This is a genomic window from Ligilactobacillus ruminis ATCC 27782, from assembly GCF_000224985.1.
Taxonomy (GTDB): Bacteria; Bacillota; Bacilli; order Lactobacillales; family Lactobacillaceae; genus Ligilactobacillus; species Ligilactobacillus ruminis.
The window spans coordinates 1253726-1277554 of record NC_015975.1 but is presented as its reverse complement, the minus strand read 5'-3'; the positions used below and the strand labels follow the sequence as shown (position 1 = coordinate 1277554).

The window sequence follows — 23829 nt, the reverse complement described above, 5'->3', positions numbered from 1 at the left end:
TGTTAAAAAATCCCGTTGCCAAATGCAGCGGCAATGTCTTTTATGTCCCCGGGTTGCCATAGGTACAGATAAGCTAGGATAGTTTAGCTGTTCCCTTATCAAGAATGTTTTTAGCTGCGTTCCAGTCACGAATATGGCGAGTGCCACAGTTAGGACACGTCCATTCACGATCAGCCAAGGTTAGCTTTTTAGTATCATCAGTCCCCATCACAAAGCCGCTGATGAGTTATCAAACGAAATGAAGAAGATCCTATGGCGGGTGGCTGAGGATAACGAAATCGTAATCGAGGAAACGGAAGTTATGCCTGACCATGTTCATGTCTTGATCAGCTTTCCGCCTGGCAAGGCACCGACCAGCGCCATCAAAGCGCTCAAAGGCAGAAGAGCCTTTATTTTCTTGCGTCGACACCCGTAAATTCGGCAGTCCCAATCCTGGGATGGTCATTTATGGTCGCCTGGCTGCTACATGAGCACGTCAGGCAATATGAGCAAAGAAACAGTCGAGAAATATATAAACGATCAAAAATACAATGAGATGAAAAAAGCTCCTTACAGAGCTTGATAGGGCCTATCCATCCCATGACTAAAGTCACGGGATTCCCGGCCAGACATAATTAAAGACAGGTAATTGATTTGTTCAATTCTGATCGGATATCCCATAGAATGATCAGCCTTATTTTTGAGAAGAATGGCATCGGTGCGTGAATGCAGCAAAGTGATTGTTCCGCTGACCTCTTCGATTTCTCCGTCTGTCCAATTAAGCTGCAAGATGACCTCTTGTTTGTTCTGAGCGGCTTTACTGATGAACAGACGCAGCTGTTCTTTTGGCATGCTTGGTTCCTTTTTGATATCTTTGCCGTTTTCAAAGATAGTTTTGAATGTCTGCTTGATTTTAGATATTTTTTCCTGAGAAAGGAATGCTTTAAGCATATTTCTGATCCCCCTTAAAGTCCAATAGGAACGTTTGTTTACTATAAGCTTATTATATAAACATAAGTTCGAAAAATCAAGAATAAAACAAAAATACGTTCACTTATTTTAGGCGGTAATTTTGGCAAAGATATTTGTTGCTTTTTCTCTCTTTTCCAAAATCCTTAAATTAAAATTAAAAAACAAGTTAAAATATGTAAAAATGCGACAAATATCCGCTGATGGGTTGAAAATACTTCGTAAAAAGTGCAATATAATAATTAATACTATTTTTGGAGGGGTTAGCAGCAATGGCTAAAAGAGGTATGCTGATCGTCTTGTCCGGTCCGTCAGGCGTCGGTAAGGGCACTGTTCGAAAAGAAATTTTTTCTCAAGATGATAACAACTTTCACTATTCAATTTCGATGACGACGAGGAAGATGCGTCCCGGTGAAGTGAATGGCAAAGACTATTATTTTGTTTCAAAAGAAGAGTTTGAAAAAGAAATTGGGTCCGGTGGCATGCTTGAATATGCCAAATATGTTGACAACTACTATGGAACACCGTTAAAATACGTTAATGAAATGTTGGATGCTGGCAAGGACGTTTTTTTGGAAATTGAAGTCAACGGTGCAATGCAGGTTCGCAAAAAAGCTCCGGACGGATTGTTCATCTTTTTAACGCCGCCTGATTTGATGGAATTGCGTCAACGGATCGTCAATCGCGGAACGGATGACCTTGAAACAATCGACAAGCGAATGAAAAAAGCCGTCGGTGAAATCGAAATGATGCAAAATTATGATTATGCGGTCGTAAATGACGAAGTACCAAAAGCAGCCGAAAAAATCAAGACGATTATTCGTGCCGAACGTTGGCGCGTAAAGCGTTTCTTGCCTGATTACAAAAAACAATTAAAACTGGAGGGAACGGAGATATGATTTTATATCCATCAGTCGATGAGTTGCTTGAACGCGTTGATTCGCGCTATTCGCTTATTTTGCTTGCTTCCAAGCGTGCGCATGAACTGGATGCCGGTGCATCCCCGATGCTTGAGGAAAGCGAATATAAGTCAGTTAAAAACGTTGGTCGTGCTTTGGAAGAGGTCGTGGCCGGAAAACTCAGGATTAAATCTGAAGGTCAAGAAGGATAAATGCGTTTCAAGAGACTAAGCAATTTCTTAGTCTCTTTTTTTGCGCTTCAATGTGGTAAAATTAAAGCATGAATGAGGGGGGCTTATTTTGACTTCAAAACACGTAGCATTTTATATTACAGGCGGAATCGCAGCATATAAGGCTGCTTATTGCGTCAGAGAATTTGTAAAGCATGGATATGAAGTTCGTTGCGCAATGACGAAAAGCGCGGCTGAATTCGTAAGTCCGCTGACGTTCGAAACGCTTTGCAAAAACAAAGTCGTATCGGATTTGTTTGATCAGAATAATGATTCTCAGGTTGCACACATCGATCTTGCCGATTGGACCGATTTGGCAGTCGTCGTTCCGGCAACGGCCGACATTATTGGGAAGATGGCAAACGGAATTGCAGACGATGCGGTTTCGACGTCTTTGCTCGCAACGGATGCGCCTGTCTTCGTCGTTCCCGCGATGAATGAGAAAATGTTGACAAATCCTGCCGTCAAGAGAAATTTGAAACGTTTGAAAGCAGACGGCATTGAGATTATTGAACCTGATTACGGCTTTTTGGCGGAAGGCTATTCCGGAAAGGGACGAATGAAGGAACCAAAGGAAATTTTTTCGTATATCGATGAAAAATGCAGAGCTGAGCAACTAATTGATCTTAGTGGGGAAAAAATCATTGTCACTGCTGGCGGAACTGTCGAACCGATTGATCCGGTGCGCTTTTTGACGAATCGTTCGAGCGGCAAGATGGGCTATGCGCTAGCTGAAAATGCGGCTGCATTTGGTGCTGACGTCACGCTCGTTCACGGCCCGGTCAGATTGGCAGATATTCCCGGCGTTGAGATGGTCGAAACGGTTACTGCCGATGAGATGGCTTCAGAAGTTTTGAAACGTTACGAAGAAGCTGATGTCGTAATCATGGCGGCTGCAGTTGCCGATTATCGTCCTGAGAAGTTTTATGACGAAAAGGTCAAAAAATCTGACGGTGACTGGAATCTTAGGCTGGTTCGAAACGTTGACATCTTAAAGCTTTTGGGCGAAAGGAAAACAAAACAAAAATTAGTCGGATTTGCGGCTGAAACAGAAAATCTGCTAGAAAATGCTCAAAAGAAACTGACTGAGAAAAACGTCGACTTGTTGGTCGCAAATGACGTTTCAAGAAAGGACGTCGGTTTTGGTTCTGATGAAAACGAGGTTTTTTTGCTGTTTAGAAACGGTGCTAAAAAGAAGATCTCCAAAACTTCCAAAGAAAAAATCGCGCAAGACGTCTTGAGCGAGCTGTCCAGTCTATGAGGGGTGAACGGATGAGTCTTTACGCACAAGTAATCGTTGATGTTCCGACGATGCAGACGAACAAACCCTATACTTATCTTGTTCCGAGCGAATTGGAAGAGCAGATTCAGGCAGGGATGCGTTGCGTTGTTCCTTTCGGAAAAGGATCGCGAAAGATACAGGGATTCGTGCTTGATGTCTCAAATCAAAAGCCGGATGAGGATTTTGAAATCAAAAAAATAATTTCTTTGATGGACTTTGTGCCGGTTTTAAACGAAGAAGCCTTGCAGCTTGCGGATTGGATGGCAAATTACACGTTTTCGTTCAAAATTTCATGTCTTCAGACGATGCTGCCGAACGTTATGCGTGCCGGTTATGAAAAGAGCATTCGTTTGCTGGATGAAAACGTCGAACCGGAAATCAAGAAGTTATTTGATCAAAACAACCTTTTGGCTTTTGACGACAAGATGGACGCAAAAATCAGGCGGAAAATTTATGGACTGCGCAAAAAAGATAAAGTTGAGATCGTCTATCACGTAAATGACAGGGCACGAGTCAAAGAAACTGAATTTATCAAGTCAAAAATTACTGCGGAAAACATCTCTGCATTTTTAAACGCCCAAAGAAAGACTGCAACCAAAAAGAAACGGATGCTTGAAAAGCTCTTGGATCTTGGAAATGATTCGGTTGAAAGAATCAAATTTCAAAAACAAAACAGCTTTACGTCAAATGACGTCAAACAAGCCGAAAACTCAGGCTGGCTGAGTCTTGTTTCAAAAGAGACCTATCGAAATCCTTCAGAAAACGCAACAACAGAATCATCTTCGCCAAGGAAGCTGACGGCCGAACAAAACGTTTGCGTTACAAGGATAAATCAGGCAATTGAGCAAGAAGAAAGCGATGTTTTCCTGCTTCAGGGCGTGACGGGAAGCGGAAAGACGGAGGTTTATCTTCAAACGATAGCCCACGCTCTCAAGCTTTCAAAAAAGGCTTTGATGCTTGTTCCGGAAATTTCGCTGACGCCGCAGATGGTCCGACGCGTCAAAGGACGTTTTGGACCAAAGGTGGCAATGCTTCACAGTGCGCTTTCCGATGGTGAACGTTTTGACGAATGGCGCAGAATCGAACGCGGTGAAGCGCAAGTAGTTGTCGGGGCACGCTCTGCTGTTTTTGCGCCGCTTGACCGGATTGGCATAATTATTATGGATGAAGAGCATGAAACCAGTTATAAGCAAGATGAAATGCCGCGTTATAATGCGCGCGAAGTGGCAATTTGGCGCGGAAAACATCATCATTGCCCGGTTGTTTTGGGTTCTGCAACGCCTTCTTTGGAGTCGAGGGCACGTGGTCAAAAAAGCGTCTATCAGCGTTTGCTTTTGACGAAACGCATCAACGGACGTCCGATGCCTCACGTAGAACTTGTTGACATGCGCGAAGCTTTAAAAAGCGCGCCATCGCCTGATTTTTCAGCTGAATTACTGACGAAAATCAAAGAGCATCTTAAAAGAGACGAACAAGTCGTTTTGATGCTTAATCGAAGAGGATACTCTTCATTTGTCATGTGTCGAGAATGCGGCTTTGTCTTAAAGTGTCCGAATTGCGACATTTCGTTGACGCTTCATATGGATACGCACAGTATGAAGTGTCATTATTGCGGGCATGAGGAGTCAATTCCAAGAATTTGTCCGAGCTGCCGAAGCAATAAGATTCGCTATTATGGAACGGGCACGCAAAAAGTCGAGGAACAACTGCATGAATTGCTTCCAAATGCCAGAGTTCTGCGAATGGACGTCGATACTACGCGACGCAAAGGAGCGCATGAACGCCTTCTGGAGCGTTTCGGCCGGCACGAGGCCGATATTTTGCTGGGAACGCAAATGATTGCCAAGGGCCTTGACTTTCCCGACGTCACTCTCGTTGGGGTTTTGAATGCCGACACTGCCTTGGGACTGCCTGATTTTCGATCAAGCGAAAAGACTTTTCAGCTTTTGACGCAGGTCAGCGGTCGCGCCGGACGTGCGGATAAAAACGGCGAAGTCGTGATTCAGACTTTTAACAAGGAGCATTATGCGATTCAATTTGCGTGCACGCAGGAATATGAGCGTTTTTATGCTTATGAAATGCAGCTCAGGCATCGTTTGGGGTATCCGCCGTACTATTTTACGATCAAAATTACCGCAAGCTATGACAATGAAGCTGATGCCTGTAGGAAGATGTATGAAATAAGAAGGGAACTGAGCCAGGTTTTGAGCAAATCCGCAAAGATTCTTGGGCCTACGCCAAAGGCCATCATGCGCGTGAATAATCGCTACTATTATCAGATTGTGATTGAATATAAAAAGGAACCTCGACTTGAAGAGTATTTGCAGGATCTTTTGGTCAGAAGTCAGACGGATGAACCGAAGGGCCTGAAATTGATTATTGACCGTGATCCGATCAGCTTTATGTAACAGGAAGGAAAGATAAAATGACATCAATTGTTTTTATGGGAACGCCGAAGTTTTCCGCACCGATCTTGGAGGGATTGATCAGGGGAGGCTATGACGTGAAAGCCGTCGTGACCCAACCTGATCGATATGTTGGCCGCAAGCACGTTTTGACTGCTTCCCCGGTTAAAGAAACAGCGGTAAGACACGGAATAGAAGTTTTGCAACCGGAAAAAATTTCCGGAAGCGCTGAAATGGACCGAATTATTGAATTGAAACCAGATTTGATCGTCACGGCCGCATTTGGTCAGTTTTTGCCGAACAAGCTGATTGAAGCCGCAAAAGTGGCCGCAATCAACGTGCATGGATCGCTTTTGCCAAAATATCGCGGCGGGGCTCCAGTACAGTATGCGATTATGAACGGTGACAGTGAAACTGGCGTGACGATCATTTATATGGTCAAGAAAATGGATGCCGGCGCAATGCTTGCGCAAGCAAAAATGCCGATTGAAGAAAATGATGATACGGCAACCGTTTTTCAAAAAATGAGCATCCTTGGACGCGATACATTGCTTGAAACGATTCCCAAAATTTTGGACGGAACGATCAAACCGATTGCTCAAAATGAAGAGAGGGTCGTTTTTTCTCCGACCATCAAACCGGAAGAAGAAGAATTGTCGCTTGAGTCAACCGCGCGCGAGCTTGATTGGAAAATCAGGGCGCTGCGTCCGACTCCGGGTGCTTATTTTGCTGATTTTTTGGGAAAGCGCACGAAACTTTGGGATATTTCCGTTTTGGATGAAAAAACTGCCTTTGCCAGCGGGACGGTCGTTGAAGCCGGAAAGCACGTTTTGAAGATGGCGGCAGCAGACGGTACCGTTTACAGGATAAATGAGCTGCAGCCGGCCGGGAAACCGAAAATGAAGGCAACGGATTATCTGAACGGAATCGGCAAGGGACTTGAGGCTGGACAAAAGGTGATTGTTTAATGAAAAAACTTGATAGAAACCCGCGCTTCTTGGCGGTCAAACTGTTGGAGCGAATCGAAAAAAACGGCTCATATTCCAACCTGGCATTGAATCAGACAATAAAAAAAAGCCAGCTTGATGAAAGAGACGTCGGTCTTTTGACAAACATCGTCTATGGAGTCATTCAACGAAAGCTCACCTTGGAATTTTATCTTGACGGTTTCATAAAGAACGGGCGCAAGGTGGAGCCGTGGGTTTACGAACTTTTGAAAACGGCTCTCTATCAGCAGCTGTATCTTGACAAGATCCCGAAACGTGCCATTTTCAACGAAACGATTGAAATTGCAAAGGTCAACGGTCACGAAGGAATCAGACGATTCGTGACCGGAATTTTGCACGAAATCGAGCGCAAAGGTCTTCCCGATCCAAGTAACGTCAAAGATTCTGCGGAAAAAATCAGTATTGAATCAAGCACGCCAAAATGGCTCGTTGAAAAACTGACTGAAGAACTTGGTTTTGAAAAAACCATCAGTCTCTTAAAATCGATCAATGAGCCACCGGCCCAAAGCATTCGGGTCAATCTTGCGAAAAATACGGTTCATCAAGCCGTCTCAGCATTGGAAAAAGAGGGTTTCAAGGTTTCAAAAAGTCTTGTTTCACCGCTTGGACTGCGCGTAAGCGGTGGTTTTATTCCTCACAGCGATGCTTATAAAAGAGGTTTGGTGACTGTTCAGGACGAAAGCGCCATGCTTGCAGTGGATTCAATGGACGTTAAGTCAACGGACGTTGTCTTGGATGGTTGTGCTGCCCCAGGCGGAAAAACGATGCAGATTGCAGCCGTTCTCGACAGCGGAAGGGTATATGCTCTTGACATCCACGCCCATAAGGTCGGATTGATTGAGAAAAATGCCGAACTTTGCGGCGTAACCAATTATGTGACGGCTAAAAAAACGGATGCCAGAAAAGCAAAAGAGGAATTTGATGAAGAAAGTTTTGACAAAGTTTTGATTGATGCGCCATGTTCAGGACTCGGATTGATGAGAAGAAAGCCTGAGGTAAAATATGACAAGCATTTTAAAGACTCGCTTTCTTTGCACGACGTTCAGGTCGGAATTCTCGATCAGGTTGCAGAACTAGTCAAACCGGGAGGGAGACTGACATACAGTACCTGTACGATTTTGAATGAAGAAAATCAAGCAACCGTGGATGCTTTTTTGAAACGGCATCCTGAATTTTATCAGATCAAGACAGAAACAAGCTTTAAAATCAAAGATGAAAGAAAAACTTTAGGGTTGACTATATATCCGGATGATTTCGGATCGGACGGGTTCTTTATCGCAACATTGATGAAAAAAGAGGAATGAGGTGATTAGATGAGAATAGCATATGGCAGCGATGTCGGCAGAAAACGTGCCAAAAATGAAGATAGCGTTGGAAATTTCAAAAATAGATTCAACGTTGTTTTTGTAATTTTGGCTGACGGACTTGGGGGCTATCAAGGCGGTGAAGTTGCTTCTGAAATGGCTGTTTCTCATCTTGGGTATCTGTTTGAACAAACTGAGCTCAATAATTCTAATGATGCCAAAGTCTGGTTGGAAGAAAAGCTTTCATGCGAAAATCAGATGATTATTGAGCGATCGAAACAATATCAAGATCTCGAAGGAATGGGGACGACCGTTGTTTGTGCCATGTTTTTTGAGAACAAGTGCCTGATTGCCCATCTCGGCGACAGTCGCGCATATATTTTGCATGATCAAAAACTTGTACAGCTTACTGAAGACCATTCTCTTGTCAACGAGCTGGTCAAACGAGGAGAAATCAGTGCAGATGAAGCAAAACACCATCCGCAAAAAAATATTGTGACAAGGACGTTGGGAATTTCTGAGAACGTTTCGCTTGATTTTGATGAACTGATCTTGGGTTCGGGAGACAAGGTGATGCTTTGTTCAGACGGACTGACCAATATGGTCGATGATGACGCAATTGAAAAAGTTCTTCAAAAAGATGAATCGTTGGATGATCAGTGTCAAGAACTGATCGCAAAGGCGAATGAAAACGGTGGTAATGACAACATTACTGTTTTGCTAGCTGATTTTTCCTCAAAGGACGGTGACATGCCATGAGAGAAGGATATGCTTTAAGCGGGCGCTACAAAATTGTCAGATTGCTTGGCGAAGGAGGCATGGCCAACGTTTACCTGGCACGTGACCTGATTTTGAATCGTGATGTTGCCGTTAAGATTTTGCGTCTGGATTTGCGTGACGATCAAGCGGCAATCAGGCGTTTCAGACGTGAAGCCAACTCTTTGACCGAACTCGTAAATCCCTACATTGTCAATATCTATGACGTTGATGAAGACAACGGGATGCAGTACCTGGTAATGGAATATGTTGACGGAACGGACCTCAAGGAATATATTGCCAGAAATCACCCTGTGCCATATGCAAGAATTATCGAAATTTTCTTGCAGATTTTGTCCGCCGTCGATGAAGCTCATGCCCATGGAATCATCCATCGCGATTTGAAACCTCAAAATATTTTAATGGATAAGAACGGCAATGTTAAAGTCACGGATTTCGGAATTGCGGTTGCTGCGGCTGAAGAAACGATGACGCGTACCAATACGCTGATGGGGTCCGTTCACTATATTTCTCCGGAGCAGGCGAGAGGAAGCATCATTACCAAGCAATCTGACATCTATTCGTTGGGAATCGTATTGTTCGAGATGTTGACCGGTCATGTTCCTTACGAGGGAGAAACGGCCGTTTCAATTGCTTTGAAGCATTATCAAAACGAAATGCCGTCGGTTCGAAAATATGACAAGAAGATACCGCAAGCTTTGGAAAACGTTGTTTTGCATGCAACGGCCAAAAATTTGAACGATCGCTATCAAAACGTTGCAGAAATGGAAAGGGATCTGAGAACATCACTTTCTTCAAATCGCATCAATGAACCGAAGTGGCATTCTGCCACTGTCGTTGACGGAGAAACCAAAGTTTTGCCGACATTGGACAAATCCGTCACGGAACAAGAAGAATCGGATCAGGTTAAAGAATTAGAAGCAGAAGTGTCAGAAGTCTTAGGTACATCTGTCAAGTCCAAATGGTGGTCATTTTTGATGAAGGGCAAGCACAAGTGGTTTTTATTCAGCGCAATCTTGATCTTGTTCATTTTGGTATTCTGTTTGACGCTTAGACCAAAAGACGTTGCGGTCCCTGACTTGCGAGGAATGACGCGCTCGGAAGCTTCCAGAATGCTGAAAGATGAGAAGCTTTCTTTAGGCAAGGTTTCCTATCGCTACAGTGAAAAATTCAGCTATAATCAGATTATTACGAGCAATCCGGAATACGGAACGAAGGTTAAAGAAAATACCGCCGTCAACGTCGTTGTTTCTAAAGGCCTTGAAAAAGTCAAATTTGGCAACTATCGCGGCAGAAGCTATAATTCGGTCAAGAAATTTTTGCAAAAAAGGGGCGTGACCGTCTACAAGGAAACGAAGTATTCAAATAAGTATGCCAAAGGCGAGATTATTGATCAATCGATTCCGCCGAAAGAAAAAATCGTACTGTCTCAAGCAACGGTTTCCTTTACCGTCAGTCTTGGGGCCAAAAATATTATGGTTCGTGATCTTAGGGGGTACTCCCTTAAAGAAGTTCAGGACTATGCCGAAGAAAGCAGCCTGAATCTCATTATCAGGCGAATTGATTCTGACGAACCGGTTAATACCGTCGTTGCTCAGTATCCTATCGCCAATACCTATGTTGGTCGCGGAAGCAACTTGACCGTGTCGATTTCGACCGGAAAAAAGGAGGAGTTTTCGGCTTCATCATCATCTTCAAGTTTTTCATCATCATCTTCAAGTTCTTCAAATAAGCAAGAAGACAGGGGGCTGAATTTCACGAAGAGCATCTCGATTCCTTACAAAGGAAAAGACGGTCATCCGGTTACGGTCATCATCTATGTTTCCGATAAGAATCATAATTTCAATAAAGTGTACAAAACGATGCCGATCAGTGCCGATGCCAGTGAAACAGTAAACTTTAGCGTTGATTCAGGCCAGGTCGGCAAGTACAAGGTGGTTGCGTCTGACGGAACCGTGCTTGTCGAAGACGACAACGTTACGCCATAAAAAACGGAGGCTTGGAAAAAACTCTGCCTCAATTAAAAATCCGGATTAGATTTGCAGTTGATTGCAAATCTAATCCTTTTTTCATGTGCATGACAATCACCTTCCATGATGGAAACGTTCCAAAAAATCAACCTTTTGACAAATAGACAGCAGCCTTTTCCTCAATCAGTCATAAACGCAACGACAAAAGCCATGGACATGAATCTTGTTTTAACCCCTTTCTTTGGTGTAAAATTAAGTCTGACAAGAAAGGCAGGTTGAAAATTTGGCAAAAGGACAGATCAGACAATCATTAAGCGGATACTACGATATATTTTCAGAAGGTAAAACGTATCGAACCAGAGCTCGCGGAAACTTCAGAAAAAAGGGTCAGACGCCTTTGGTCGGTGATTACGTCGAATTCAAAGCTGATAATGAAAATGAAGGGTACGTGCTTAAAATCTTGGAACGCAAAAACCAGCTGGTTCGCCCTCCTGTGGCAAATGTTGATTGCGCGATCGTTGTTACGGCTTGCATTGAGCCTGATTTTTCGAGCAATTTGCTTGATCGTCAATTGGTGATGCTGTCCGAAAACGAGATCGTTCCGATACTGTATTTTTCTAAATCCGATCTGATGGATGAAACGACAAAAGAGCGCATGCTGCCTGTTTTTGACTACTATTCAAAGTATTATCGAACGGTGGTTTCTGAAAAGAACATGGCTGATGAAGAACTGGTCTCGGCCTTGTTTGAAGAAGCAGGAAATGTTTTGGTCGTCATGGGTCAGACCGGTGCCGGGAAGTCGACCTTGCTGAACAGACTTGATCCGAAACTAAAACTTGAAACAGGCGAGATTTCAAAGGCTTTGAGTCGAGGCAGGCATACTACGAGGAAGGTTTCTCTGATGGATGTCAAGGGTCATCTGATTGCTGATACGCCCGGCTTTTCATCGTTTGAACTGCGTGAAATCGAAAAAGAGCGTCTTTCGAGTCTGTTTGAGGATTTCAATGAATACTCACCGCAGTGTCGTTTCAGAGGCTGTCTGCATCTCAATGAACCTGATTGTGCGGTCAAAGCGGCCGTTCTGGAAGGCAAAATTCTTGAAAGTCGTTATGAAAATTATAAATTGTTCCAAAAAATGATTCAGGAACAAAAGCCAAGGTATAAACGCTAGGTTGGAGGGGTTTTTGTGATTATAGCACCATCAATTTTAAGTGCCGATTTTGCCAATTTGGCAGCCGACGTCAAGGCTGTCGAAGAAGCCGGCGCAAAATATTTGCACATTGATATTATGGACGGACACTTCGTTGACAATCTTACGTTCGGACCAAACGTCGTCAAAGCTTTGAGACCGTTGAGCAATTTGTTTTTTGACTGTCATCTGATGGTTGAGAATCCGGAGAAATATCTTCAAGATTTTGCCGCTGCGGGAGCCGATTTGGTCGGCGTGCACATTGAAGCAACCAAGCATGCCCATCGCGTCATTTCAAAGATTCATCAATTGGGAATGAAGTCTGAAATCGTGCTTAATCCGGGAACTTCGATCGAATTTGCCAAAGAAGTGCTGCCGTTGGTTGATTCGGTTTTGATTATGACAGTTGATCCCGGGTTTGGCGGACAGGCTTTTTTGGAAGAGACCGTTTCTAAGATTGCTGAAGCTGAAAAATACAGAAAAGAACATAATTTGAATTATCAGATTGAAGTGGACGGCGGAATCAACGATCAGACGATTAAAACGGCTAAGGCTGCCGGTGCAACGATCGCAGTCGCCGGTTCGTACGTCTTTTCCCAAAATACGCCTGAAGAACAGATTAAAAAGCTGATTGAAGCTTCAAAACAGGTGGAAAAATGAAAATTAATCTTCTGGTTGGCGGTCCAATCGAAAACTATCCCGAAAGACTGCTTGAAAAGCGTGGTCAAGACGAGTTGTGGGTCGGAGCAGATAAGGGAGCGGTCAGACTTTGCGAGGCCGGAATCAAACCGATTCTTTCAATCGGAGACTTCGATTCATCAACGAATCGCGAACGATATTTGGTAGACGTCATGAGCAAGGAAGTGATGACTTCGGTTCCTGAAAAAGACGATACTGATACCGAATTGTGCCTTCGGTTGATTGAACAACGTTTTCATCCGGATCTGATCAGCATTTACGGGGCTACCGGCGGCAGAATCGACCATCTGTTGGCAAATCTTTTTTGCTTGCTTCGACCTGAATTTTTGAATATGATTTCCAAGGTTGAATTCATTGATAAAAACAACGTCATTCGCTTCTATAATCCCGGAGAACATGAAATAAAGCAGATTGAAGGCATGCGCTACTTGGCATTCGTTTCAATGGGGCCGGTAGATGATTTGAATCTGTATGATGAAAAATACAGACTTCGTCATGCCAATCTTTCGCGCGTTATTTCGCTTGCAAGCAACGAATTTGTTTCCGAAACGGCCCATTTCAGTTTCAAGAACGGAAACGTTTGTGTTATTTGGAGCAAGGATTGAAGCAGTGCTATTTTTTGATTGAACAGAATGTTGATATGACAACGTTTCTAGCTATCAAGTGATTTTCCTTGACAGAAAACTCTTGCAATCATGCAATTTCTATGATAATTTTATTTAGTGAATGAGCTTATTAAAGTGCTCCTAATATGATTCGAAGGAGGAAATAAAAATGGCAAAAGATTTTGTAACAGGCCGTAAGACAACTTTCGGCAAAAAGCGTTCACACGCTTTGAACCAAACAAACCGCAGCTGGAAGCCGAATTTGCAAAAGGTTCGCGTTTTGGTTGACGGCAAGCCTAAGAAGGTTTGGGTTTCTACGCGTGCATTGAAATCCGGAAAAGTTACTCGCGTTTAATTATGGCGTATGTTGTCTTTGACAACGCAGGACCCGCATGTAAAATGCAGGGTTCTTTTTTTGTGCTTTTTTAAGGGGATGACCTCGCTTTTTGCGAAAGTTGCAAAACGTTGAGTGTTCGGGTATAGTGGTGAGTGGATGTTTGTGGTAAAATTAAAGATAATTGACGTTTAATCTAAGGAGGCTGTTTTTCAATGGCTGTAAAAATTCAAAACCAATTTGGGAACATCGATATCTCAAATGACGTAATTGCCACTGTCGTTGGCGGAGCCGCAACCGAAATTTTTGGAATTGTCGGAATGGCAAGCAAAAATCAGATTCGTGATAATTTGAATGAAATCTTAAAGCGTGATAATTACGCAAAAGGCGTCGTTGTTCGTCAGGAAGATGAAGGCATTGCAGTAGATGTTTATATCATCGCAGGCTATGGCACGAAGATTTCAGAAGTGTGCCGCAATGCTCAAGACAAAGTCAAGTATAATCTGGAAACCATGCTTGGAGTAACGGCCAAGTCTGTGAACATCATCGTTCAAGGCGTGCGCGTTATTGGAGACTGAGCTTGGATAGCCAAGGAGGATTTTTAAGTTGAAAGTTGAAAAGATCACTGAAACGGAATTCAGAAAAATGATTTTGACGAGTTCTGACAGGTTGAACAAGAATGCGGAATTCATTAACTCTTTGAACGTATTTCCGGTTCCGGATGGTGATACGGGCACGAACATGAGCCTGTCATTTGCCAGCGGTTCGAAATACGTTTCAGAGTCAACATCAGCAAGTGTTGGTGATTTGGCTCAGGCACTCGCCAAAGGTCTTTTGATGGGCGCTCGTGGAAATTCCGGCGTTATCTTGTCGCAGGTTTTCAGAGGATTTGCTAAAAGCGTTTCAAATAAAAAAGAATTGACGCCGCAAGATTTGGCTCAGGCGCTTCAGGGCGGTGTCGAGACGGCATATAAGGCCGTAATGAAACCTCAGGAAGGAACGATTTTGACGGTTGCAAGGAAGTCGGCAGAGGCTGCCAAGAAGGTTGCCAAAGACGGCGGTGATATCGTTGCCGTCATGAAAGACACTTATGAAGCTGCAGAAGCTGCTTTAAAAACAACCCCTGACTTGTTGCCCGTCTTAAAGGAAGTCGGCGTCGTTGATTCCGGTGGGCAAGGTTTGACGTTTGTCTACCAGGGATTTTATGATGCGTTGTCAGGAAACGTTCGCGATGATGAAGTTCATAAGCCGTCTCCCGTCGAAATGGACGAGATGGTCAGCGCTGAGCATCACAAGAGTGCCCAAGGCAAACTCAATACGGAAGACATCAAATACGGCTATTGTACGGAAATCATGGTTCGTCTGGGAGCAGGCCGACTTGTCGAAAAGAAGTTCGATTATGATGAATTTCGTGGTTATTTGGCTGAAATCGGCGATTCGCTGCTTGTTATCGCTGATGACGAAGTCGTTAAGGTCCACGTTCATACCGAACATCCGGGCATGGTCTTATCATACGGTCAGAAGTTTGGCTCGTTGATCAAGGTCAAGGTTGACAATATGCGTCTTCAGCATGAAACAATCCTTGAAAAGGATGAGGAGGAAGAACGAGAGGAAGAAATCTCGAAAAATGAAATTTCCGGAGATTACGGAATCATTGCAATCGCATCGGGAGAAGGGGTTGCGGAAATTTTCAAGAATCTTGGAGCAACGTACGTCTTGAGCGGCGGACAAACGATGAATCCTTCGACGCAGGATATCGTTGATGCAATCTCCAAAACCAAAAAAGACAAGGTCATTATTTTGCCAAACAATAAGAACATCTTCCTTGCCGCAGATCAGGCTGCAGAAGTATGTGACGTTGACGCGGTCGTCGTGCCAAGCAAGACGATTGCTCAAGGGATGGCCGCAATGCTTGGGTTCAGCAAAGACGCAGATCTCGAAGAAAACAAAGAGGCAATGACGGATGAGCTTGATACCGTCATCTCGGGTCAGGTTACGATTGCCGTTCGCGATACGACGATTGAAGGGCGCGAGATCAAAAAAGACGATTATATGGGAATCGTTGACGGAAACATTGTCGTGACAAACCCGGATCGAAAGGAAGCCGCAATCGAAATGGTGAAAGCCATGCTTGATGAAGACAGCGAAGTCGTAACCATCATTTATGGCGAAGACGGAAATAAAGAAGAAGCAGAAGCAATTGAAACAGCAGTAAGTGAGCTTGATGAAGATCTTGAAATTGAGATTCATGAAGGAAATCAGCCGGTTTATCCATATTTGATTTCCGTAGAATAGTTCGTGTTCTGCACCCAGGGTCACAGAGGAACGCGCGCGTTTTTCCGTGACCCTGTTTTTTTGCTAAATATCAAAGAAGAAGGTGAATTTGTCGATGAGGTCATTGCAAGACAAAGTTTCAAATCTTTCGGGAATCGGTCCGAAAAAGGAATTGGCGCTGAAAGCACTAGGAATTGAAACGATTGAGGATCTTTTGTGCTATTACCCATTCAGATATGAGGATATGGCAACAAAAGAAGTTTCAGAACTTGCTGACGGGCAAAAGGCGGTAATTCAAGGTGTTGTTGCAACCGCTCCGGTCGTCGTTCGTTTCGGCAGGGCCAAAAATCGTCTGAATTTCAAACTGTTGGCAGGTCATGACGTCATTCAGATTACCTTCTTTGGACAGGCTTATTTAAAAGACCGGGTTCAGCCGGGCTCAGACGTAGCCGTTTACGGAAAATACGATACCGCAAGGCAGAGCATGACTGGAATGAAACTTTTTTCAAATGGAGGGAGTCAAGAAGATATTGCAGGAGTTTACCGTGCGTCAAAAAAAATCAAAGCTCAAATGATCAAACAGCTGGTTAAAAAAGCATATGAAGAATATCAGGATGTGGTCGAAGAAATCGTTCCCGAGTCAACGAGACGCAAATTTCGATTGCTCAATCGAAAAAAAATGATTCATGACATGCATTTTCCAAAGACGACTCAGGAGTTTGAAATTGCCAGACGATCTGCCATCTTTGACGAGTTTTTCAAGTATGAGGCAAGGCTTGCGCTTCTTAAAAAACTTGATCGAAATGACGCCGGTCTATTGATCAAGTACGATAATTCCATGCTCAAACGTTTTATTTCAGCGCTTCCCTTTGAATTGACAAATGCACAAAAACGCGTCGTGAACGAAATTTGCAGGGACATGCATCGTCCTCTTCATATGAATCGACTCTTGCAAGGCGACGTCGGAAGCGGGAAAACGGTAATTGCGGCAATTGCGATGTATGCTGCAGTTACTGCCGGATTTCAGGCTGCTTTGATGGCTCCGACTGAAATTTTGGCTCAGCAGCATGCCAAAAAACTCAGTGATTTGTTTCAAGATTTTGGTGTCAGCGTTTGTCTTTTGACGGGAACCGAAGCTTCCAAGACAAAGGTCAAGCATGATATCCTGGAAAGACTTGCAAATAAAGAAATCGATATTTTGGTCGGAACTCATGCTTTGATTCAAGATCCGGTCATTTTTAAAAAGCTGGGGCTTGTCGTTACCGATGAACAGCACCGTTTCGGCGTTAATCAAAGAAAAGCATTGAGAGAAAAAGGTGAAAATCCTGACGTTTTGGCAATGACCGCCACCCCGATACCCAGGACGCTTGCAATTACGACGTACGGAGAGATGGACGTTTCCGTAATCAATGAGCTGCCGAAGGGAAGAAAGCCGATCAGGACTTCCTGGGTTAAGCAAAATCAAATGAATGCGACCCTCGATTTTGTAGAAAGACAGCTAAAAGACGGGTCACAGGCATATGTCGTTTCGCCTTTGATTGAGGAGTCTGAAGCCGTTGATTTGAAAAATGCTCAGGAAGTTTTTGAAAAACTTGAAAAAAGATATGCGCCATATTATAAAGTCGGCTTGCTTCATGGTAGAATGAAAAGTGACGAAAAAGATGAAATCATGAAAGATTTCAAAGAAGGAAAGTACGATATCTTAGTTTCAACGACCGTGGTTGAAGTCGGGGTCGATGTTCCGAATGCGACCGTCATGGTGATTCTTGATGCCGATCGTTTTGGCCTGGCACAGCTCCATCAGCTCAGGGGACGCGTCGGGCGCGGAAGCAAGGCTTCATATTGCATTCTTTGTGCAGATCCCAAGACTGATTACGGAAAAGAAAGAATGCAGACAATGGTTGAAACGACCGATGGTTTTGTCATTTCGCAAAAAGATCTTGAGTTGCGAGGACCAGGTGAAGTTCTTGGATCAAGGCAATCAGGACTGCCCGATTTCAGAATTGGCGATCCGGTTGCAAATTTCAATACGCTGCAGGCTGCAATGGAAGAAGCGCGTGCGATTATTTTAGACGAAAACTTTGAATATCGAGCAGAAAATGCCGGTTTGATCCGGTATTTGCGCGCTGTTGTATTGGCTGGCGCAAACTTTGATTAAGAAAACGGAGGAATTATTGATGAAGATTGCTGTTGACGCAATGGGCGGAGATTATGCGCCAAAAACGGTTGTTGAAGGCGTGGAAAGAGCACGGGACGAATTTTCTGATACGGAATATCTGCTTTTCGGAGACGAAAAGCAGATTAATGGATTACTCAAAAACAAGGACAGGATTACCGTTGTTCATTCAAGCGAAGTAATCGGGATGAATGACGAGCCTGTCAAGGCCGTCAGAAAAAAGAAGGACTCCTCTCTTGTGATGGCTGCCCAGGCAGTAAAAAGCGGGGAGGCGGATGCATTGTTTTCATGCGGAAATACAGGGGCGCTGCTGGCGGCAGGCTTGCTGATTGTCGGGCGCATCAAAGGGATTCCGCGTCCGGGACTGCTCTCGACGCTTCCAATGGTTTCAGGAACGTCTGGTTCGTTTAATCTGCTTGATTCAGGTGCAAATGCCGACAGCAAACCAGAACATCTTTATCAATATGCTCTTTTGGGAAAATACTATGCTGAAAACGTTCGCGGCATCCAAAATCCGCGTATCGGTCTGCTGAATAACGGGACGGAACCGCATAAAGGCAGCAAACTTACCCTTGAAGCGCATAATCTGATTGAAGCCGACAAATCGCTGAATTTTGTCGGAAACGTTGAAGCTCGCGATTTGATGAACGACGTCTGTGACGTGGTCGTGGCTGACGGATTTACCGGTAACGCTGTTTTAAAGGCAATCGAGGGAACTGCTTCAGCCGTCATGCACCTTTTGAAAGATTCAATCATGAATTCAGGAATCTCAGGGAAACTTGGTGCATTGATGCTCAAATCGACTTTTAAAGATATTAAAGGTCGCATGGACCAATCGCAATATGGCGGAGCCGTTTTGCTCGGAGCCAAATCACCGGTCGTCAAGGCTCATGGGGCAAGCGATGCAAAGACGGTTTACTTTACGTTGAAGCAGATCAGAACAATGGTTGATGGGCGCATGGTTGAAGACTTTACGAAATATTGGGAAGATTTGAGTGCTAAAAAAGCGGCTGAAAGCGACTCAGACACACCTCAGAAGTAGTTGCAGGCGCCTTTACAAGCAAACGAAAAATCGGTAAAATTGGTGTTGTTGTTAATAATTTGAAAATGAGGGAAAACGTTATGACTGAAAATGAAGTTTTTGCAAAAATTCAAAAGCTGATTGAAGAACATTTCAGCGTTTCTGCTGACAAAGTCACGAAAGAAACTGTCTTTACGGAAGATCTCAATGCTGATTCGATTGACTTGGTCGAATTCGTTTTGGAACTTGAAGACGAGTTTGGTTCGGAAATACCTGATGAGGATGCTGAAAAGCTTAAGACAGTTGGCGATGCAGTGTCATATATTATGGCTCGTCAAAACAATTAGAAATATTCGGGAGAGGTGGAGCGTTTGGGCAAGGCCTCTTCTTTTTGATATAATCAAGTGAGACTCAATTTTTAAATGAGGATGGTTTAATATGATAATCGGTTTAACAAAAAAATTAAAGGATGATTACGGAATCAACGTCAAGAATGCGGAACTGTTTGATGAAGCATTCACGCATGCATCATATGTCAACGAGCATCCTAAAGAACATTTGAAATATTATGAACGAATCGAATTTCTTGGAGATGCGGTCATGCAGCTTTGCGTTTCGGAGTATTTGTTCAAACGTTACCCTTCTTTGCCGGAAGGAAAACTTTCAAGACTGCGCGCGGCAATGGTTTGTGAAGACAGCTTCAGCAAATTCGCCAAAGAATGTCATTTTGATGAATATATTCGCCTGGGCAAAGGTGAAGAAAAAGCCAACGCCAGGAATCGACCATCGCTTTTATGCGATATTTTTGAATCTTTTATCGGTGCTCTGTATTTGGATCAAGGAAAAGACAAGGTCGTTGAATTCATCAGTGCCGTTGTTTTTCCGAAACTTGACATGGGCTGGTTTGATCATCTTCTTGATCATAAGACGGAACTTCAAGAATATCTGCAACAAAACGGTGATTGCAAAATCGAATACAAGATGTTGGATGAAAAAGGCCCGGACAACGATAAGACATATACTATGGCCGTTTACGCCGACGGCAAAAAAATCGGTGAGGGTGTCGGTTCCTCGAAAAAAAATGCTGAACAGGCAGCTGCATATCAAGCATTGAAAGTTGCCAAGCAGTAATTGAGGGGGAAATTTAATGAGGATCAAATCGTTAACTCTTAGCGGCTTTAAATCGTTTGCCGATAAGACGACGATCGAATTTCAGGATGGACTCACTGGGGTAGTCGGTCCCAACGGAAGCGGAAAAAGCAACATAATAGAAGGCTTGCGCTGGGTTTTGGGCGAGCAGTCTGCCAAAAATTTGCGTGGCGGAAAGATGCCTGACGTGATTTTTGCAGGTTCGCAGACACGGGCTCCGCTTAATCGTTGCATGGTTCAGGCCGTTTTTGACAATACGGATCATTATTTGAAAAATCAGCAAGACGATGTTACGATTACCCGCAAGATTTATCGAAACGGCGACAGCGAGTATTTAATCAACGGAAAGCAGGCCAGGCTGAGGGATATTGTTGATCTTTTTACCGATACTGGCGTTGGACGCGAAAGCTTTTCGATCATCTCACAGGGAAGCGTTGAGGAAATTTTTAACAGCAAGCCTCAAGACAGGCGAATGTTGATTGAAGAGGCTGCCGGAATTGTCAAGTATAAAAAAGAAAAAAGCAAGGCGAAAACGGAACTCAGCGAAACCACGGATCACCTTGACCGGGTTTCAGACATATTGTTGGAGCTTGAACGGCAAAAAGATCCTTTGGAAGAGCAAGCAAGCATTGCCCATGATTATTTGGAGCAGAAGAAGCAGTATGAGCATTATGAACTTTCAAGGCTCGTGCTGGAAATTAAAGAGACCTCTGCTTTAAAAGAAGAGGTTCAAGGCAAGCTTGAGGAAATTAGGTCGATTGCTAAAAAACATCAACGAAATGCGAATCTTTCAGAAGAGAAGAATCGGCGTTTGCATGAAAAGCAGCAAACGTTGGAAGAAAAGCTTGACGAAGCCCAAAAGGAGCTTATTGAGTTGACGCGGCAAAAAGAAAAGCTCGCAAGCAAGCGAGATTTGTCTGATCATGACAGCGAATTTTTTGAACAAAGGATTGCAGAACAAAAAGAAGCCGTAAAAAATGATCAATTCGCACGAAAAGAGGCAAGCGCTTCTTTAGTCAAACTTAAAAGAACCGTCCAATCCGAATCTGAAGAAAAAGCCAAACTTGAAGAAAAACTCGAAAAGTTGAGAGAAACGAGGAATTCAAGCGATTCTGATCTGGAATCGCAAATTGAAGACGTTCGTAACAAAATTATGGTCATGCTTCAAGCAAAAGCAACTTTTGAAAATCAGCTTGAATATAATGAAAAAGAAAAATTGCGGGTTTCAGATACGAAAGAAGCAGCAAAGAAGCGTTCTGGCGAGTTATCGACGCATCTTAAGGAATTAGAGCAAAAAAAGGAGAGTCTTCAGCAGAAATTTGATTTAAAAGACGAGGAGCTGAAAAGTTTTACGGAAAATTACCAAAACGATCAGCAATTGCAGCTTAAGATTTCAAGACGCCATGAAGATGCACAGAGACGATGGCTTGAAGCGAGTGGGGTTTTTCAGCAGGCAAAAGCCCGCTATGACAGCAAAAAGCAGATTCAAGCCGATTATTCCGGGTACTACCAAGGAGTAAAAAGCGTCATGCGCGCCAAAAATCTTAATGGAATCATCGGTCCGGTAGCTGAGGTTTTCGAGGTTCCGAAGAAGCTTGCGAAGGCCGTTGAAACGGCTTTGGGTTCAAGCCTGCAAAATATCGTCGTTCGTGATGTTTCTGATGCCAAGGCCGCAATCAGGTATCTCACTCAAAACAAGCTCGGGCGTGCAACTTTTTTGCCGCGAACAACTGTCAAACAACGTTTTCTAAGCGGCAATCAGGTTCGCCTCGTTCAAAACGTTGAAGGATTTATTGGTGTCGGGTGTGATCTGATTGCTTGCGACGATGATGATCTGCCGGTTTTAAGACACCTGCTTGGAGCGGTTATTTTTGCTGAAAATCTTGACAGCGCAACAGAAATTGCCAAAATTTTGAATCATTCCGTTAAAGTCGTCTCGCTTGCCGGCGACGTTGTCAATGCCGGTGGTTCGATGTCGGGGGGAGAAAACAAACATCAAGGCGAAGGGCTGATCGAGCAAAAGCAAAGTTTGGAAAAGCTCGGAGCAGACATTGAAACGATGACGCAAAAACTTGCCGAAATGGAGATTGACGGAGCAAAATTACGCAAAAGGCTTGAAGAAATAAATGAGAAATTGGGTCGATCGCAAACAGAACGTGAGCGGCTTGAAAAAGAACGGTCTGAGGCCAAAACTCTTTTGGATGAAATTTTATTGGAATATGCCAAAAAAGAACAGGAAAAAAGCGTCTATGATGCTGATTTAGAGAATAGTCGCGTCAATGAAACAAGATTTTTGGAGGCAAAGAAAGCGGCTCAAGCAAAACTTGAAGAACTTGAGGTAAAAATCAAGGCAAGTCAAAATTTGCTTGAAGAAAAAAGCGCGTTTCAAAAAAACAAGGCATCTGAACAGGCGAAACTTGATGCGGAAATCGCTGAAGATGCCGGTCGCCTTGCCGTTTTGACCGAAAGAATCCAGTCTCTTTCGATTCGCGTCAAAGAAAACGAATTTCAGATTGCTCAAGCAGACGAACGGATTGAGAAAAACGGTGAAAGAATCAGACAGCTTGAAAATGAAAGCAAGAGTATGCTTCTTTCAAAAGATGAACTCATTGAAAAGGAAAAGGAAGCAGACGAACGCTGCTTGAAATTGGAAAAAGAAGTTTCAAGGATGCAAGAGGAGCGATCCGCTTTGCATGAAAACGTCAAGAAATCGGAAACTGAGCTGACGCGAGCAAATGAGCTTTTGCGGGCAGCAATGGACGAAAGAAGCACGCTTTCTGCAAAAGACGGAAGTTTGCAGGCAACATTGCGTCAAAACCTTGACGAATTGGCCGAACATTATGCGATGACTTATGAATCTGCCGAGCAAAAAAACACCGAAGAGGATCTTGATTTTGTTAAGAAGAAGGTCAAACTCTTAAAACTTGGAATTGACGAATTGGGCGACGTCAACGTTAATGCAATTGCGCAATTTGAAGAAGTTAACGAACGCTATGAATTTTTGCGACAACAACAAGACGATCTGCTGGAAGCAAAAGAGCAGCTGCTTCTCAGTATGGAAGAAATGGATGAAGAAGTTAAAAGGCGTTTTAAAGTCACGTTTAACAAGGTATCATCTGCATTTACCGAAATTTTCCCAGAAGTATTTGGCGGCGGTCACGCCGAACTGAGCCTGACCGATCCTCAAAATCTGCTGGAAACCGGGATTGAAATCATGGCAGCACCGCCGGGAAAGAAATACAGACAGTTGAGTCTTCTTTCGGGCGGTGAGCGTTCTTTGACGGCAATCGTGCTTTTGTTTGCAATTTTAAAGGTCAAGCCTGTTCCGTTTGCGATTCTTGATGAAGCGGAAGCGGCATTGGATGATGCAAACGTCGCGCGTTATTCGCAGTATCTGCGTAAATTTGACGGGCAAACGCAATTCATCGTGATTACGCACCGCAAAGGAACGATGATGCAGGCGGATGTTTTATATGGCGTTACGATGCAAGAGTCGGGCGTTTCAAAGATGGTTTCCGTATCGCTTGATGATTATGACTGATTATGGAAGGAATGATTGA

At 43.7% G+C, this 23829-nt stretch carries 20 protein-coding genes and 2 pseudogenes; 20 read left to right on the top strand and 2 right to left on the bottom strand.

Annotated elements, in window-relative coordinates; genetic code table 11:
- Window positions 1–73 precede the first annotated feature (73 nt).
- Window positions 74–217: pseudogene (locus LRC_RS10620) on the bottom strand (zinc ribbon domain-containing protein); the annotation flags it as partial.
- A 3-nt stretch (window positions 218–220) separates the two neighbouring features.
- Between LRC_RS10620 and tnpA the strand changes: the two are divergent.
- A pseudogene (gene tnpA, locus LRC_RS06410) lies at window positions 221–562 on the top strand (IS200/IS605 family transposase); the annotation flags it as partial.
- On the opposite strand, the gene LRC_RS06405 reads toward tnpA, so the two are convergent.
- Window positions 550–930: a hypothetical protein gene (locus tag LRC_RS06405; protein WP_014073666.1), complete on the bottom strand. Its 381-nt coding sequence runs from the start codon at window positions 928–930 to the stop codon at window positions 550–552. The pseudogene tnpA and the gene LRC_RS06405 overlap by 13 nt on opposite strands.
- Before the next feature lie 290 nt (window positions 931–1220).
- On the opposite strand from LRC_RS06405, the gene gmk reads away from it, so the two are divergent.
- The 19 genes from gmk (at window position 1221) to smc (ending at window position 23810) form a co-directional block, all read left to right on the top strand.
- Window positions 1221–1847 carry a guanylate kinase gene (gene gmk, locus LRC_RS06400; protein WP_014073665.1) on the top strand — a complete coding sequence of 209 codons (627 nt, stop codon included), beginning with the start codon at window positions 1221–1223 and terminating at the stop codon, window positions 1845–1847.
- The gene (gene rpoZ / locus LRC_RS06395) at window positions 1844–2059 is read left to right on the top strand and encodes a DNA-directed RNA polymerase subunit omega (protein ID WP_014073664.1); all 216 of its coding nucleotides are present in this window, start codon (window positions 1844–1846) and stop codon (window positions 2057–2059) included. The genes gmk and rpoZ overlap by 4 nt, the downstream gene beginning before the upstream one ends.
- Window positions 2060–2147: 88 nt before the next feature.
- Complete coding sequence (gene coaBC / locus LRC_RS06390) at window positions 2148–3338, top strand: bifunctional phosphopantothenoylcysteine decarboxylase/phosphopantothenate--cysteine ligase CoaBC (protein WP_014073663.1); 1191 nt, start codon at window positions 2148–2150, stop codon at window positions 3336–3338.
- An 11-nt stretch (window positions 3339–3349) separates the two neighbouring features.
- Window positions 3350–5767: a primosomal protein N' gene (gene priA / locus LRC_RS06385; protein WP_041820013.1), complete on the top strand. Its 2418-nt coding sequence runs from the start codon at window positions 3350–3352 to the stop codon at window positions 5765–5767.
- A gap of 17 nt (window positions 5768–5784) precedes the next feature.
- Complete coding sequence (gene fmt / locus LRC_RS06380; protein ID WP_014073661.1) at window positions 5785–6732, top strand: methionyl-tRNA formyltransferase; 948 nt, start codon at window positions 5785–5787, stop codon at window positions 6730–6732.
- Window positions 6732–8075, top strand: coding sequence for a 16S rRNA (cytosine(967)-C(5))-methyltransferase RsmB (gene rsmB, locus LRC_RS06375; protein WP_014073660.1), 1344 nt, complete (start codon window positions 6732–6734; stop codon window positions 8073–8075). The genes fmt and rsmB overlap by 1 nt, the downstream gene beginning before the upstream one ends.
- Before the next feature lie 9 nt (window positions 8076–8084).
- Entirely contained in the window at window positions 8085–8834 is a 750-nt protein-coding gene (locus LRC_RS06370; RefSeq protein WP_014073659.1) for a Stp1/IreP family PP2C-type Ser/Thr phosphatase, read from the top strand.
- Complete coding sequence (gene pknB, locus LRC_RS06365; RefSeq protein WP_014073658.1) at window positions 8831–10840, top strand: Stk1 family PASTA domain-containing Ser/Thr kinase; 2010 nt, start codon at window positions 8831–8833, stop codon at window positions 10838–10840. The genes LRC_RS06370 and pknB overlap by 4 nt, the downstream gene beginning before the upstream one ends.
- Before the next feature lie 265 nt (window positions 10841–11105).
- A complete protein-coding gene (gene rsgA, locus LRC_RS06360; protein WP_014073656.1) occupies window positions 11106–11993 on the top strand; it encodes a ribosome small subunit-dependent GTPase A in 888 nt (295 codons plus the stop codon).
- 15 nt (window positions 11994–12008) lie between these two features.
- Window positions 12009–12671: a ribulose-phosphate 3-epimerase gene (gene rpe, locus LRC_RS06355; RefSeq protein ID WP_014073655.1), complete on the top strand. Its 663-nt coding sequence runs from the start codon at window positions 12009–12011 to the stop codon at window positions 12669–12671.
- On the top strand, window positions 12668–13315 hold the full coding sequence (locus LRC_RS06350) for a thiamine diphosphokinase (RefSeq protein WP_014073654.1): 648 nt from the start codon (window positions 12668–12670) through the stop codon (window positions 13313–13315). Before rpe ends, LRC_RS06350 begins: the two co-directional genes overlap by 4 nt.
- A 169-nt stretch (window positions 13316–13484) precedes the next feature.
- Window positions 13485–13670 carry a 50S ribosomal protein L28 gene (gene rpmB, locus LRC_RS06345; protein WP_014073653.1) on the top strand — a complete coding sequence of 62 codons (186 nt, stop codon included), beginning with the start codon at window positions 13485–13487 and terminating at the stop codon, window positions 13668–13670.
- A 194-nt stretch (window positions 13671–13864) separates the two neighbouring features.
- On the top strand, window positions 13865–14227 hold the full coding sequence (locus tag LRC_RS06340) for an Asp23/Gls24 family envelope stress response protein (protein ID WP_003694220.1): 363 nt from the start codon (window positions 13865–13867) through the stop codon (window positions 14225–14227).
- A gap of 28 nt (window positions 14228–14255) precedes the next feature.
- On the top strand, window positions 14256–15944 hold the full coding sequence (locus tag LRC_RS06335) for a DAK2 domain-containing protein (protein WP_014073652.1): 1689 nt from the start codon (window positions 14256–14258) through the stop codon (window positions 15942–15944).
- Between the two features lie 94 nt (window positions 15945–16038).
- Window positions 16039–18081 (top strand): ATP-dependent DNA helicase RecG, encoded by a 2043-nt coding sequence (gene recG, locus LRC_RS06330; protein WP_041820011.1) that lies wholly within the window; start codon window positions 16039–16041, stop codon window positions 18079–18081.
- Between the two features lie 19 nt (window positions 18082–18100).
- Window positions 18101–19141, top strand: coding sequence for a phosphate acyltransferase PlsX (plsX, locus tag LRC_RS06325; protein WP_041820009.1), 1041 nt, complete (start codon window positions 18101–18103; stop codon window positions 19139–19141).
- Between the two features lie 80 nt (window positions 19142–19221).
- Window positions 19222–19467, top strand: a complete 246-nt coding sequence (gene acpP / locus LRC_RS06320; RefSeq protein ID WP_003698607.1) for an acyl carrier protein — start codon at window positions 19222–19224, stop codon at window positions 19465–19467.
- Window positions 19468–19558: 91 nt separating this feature from the next.
- On the top strand, window positions 19559–20251 hold the full coding sequence (gene rnc, locus LRC_RS06315; protein WP_014073649.1) for a ribonuclease III: 693 nt from the start codon (window positions 19559–19561) through the stop codon (window positions 20249–20251).
- A 16-nt stretch (window positions 20252–20267) separates the two neighbouring features.
- Window positions 20268–23810: a chromosome segregation protein SMC gene (smc, locus tag LRC_RS06310; protein WP_014073648.1), complete on the top strand. Its 3543-nt coding sequence runs from the start codon at window positions 20268–20270 to the stop codon at window positions 23808–23810.
- The last annotated feature ends 19 nt before the right edge of the window (window positions 23811–23829 follow it).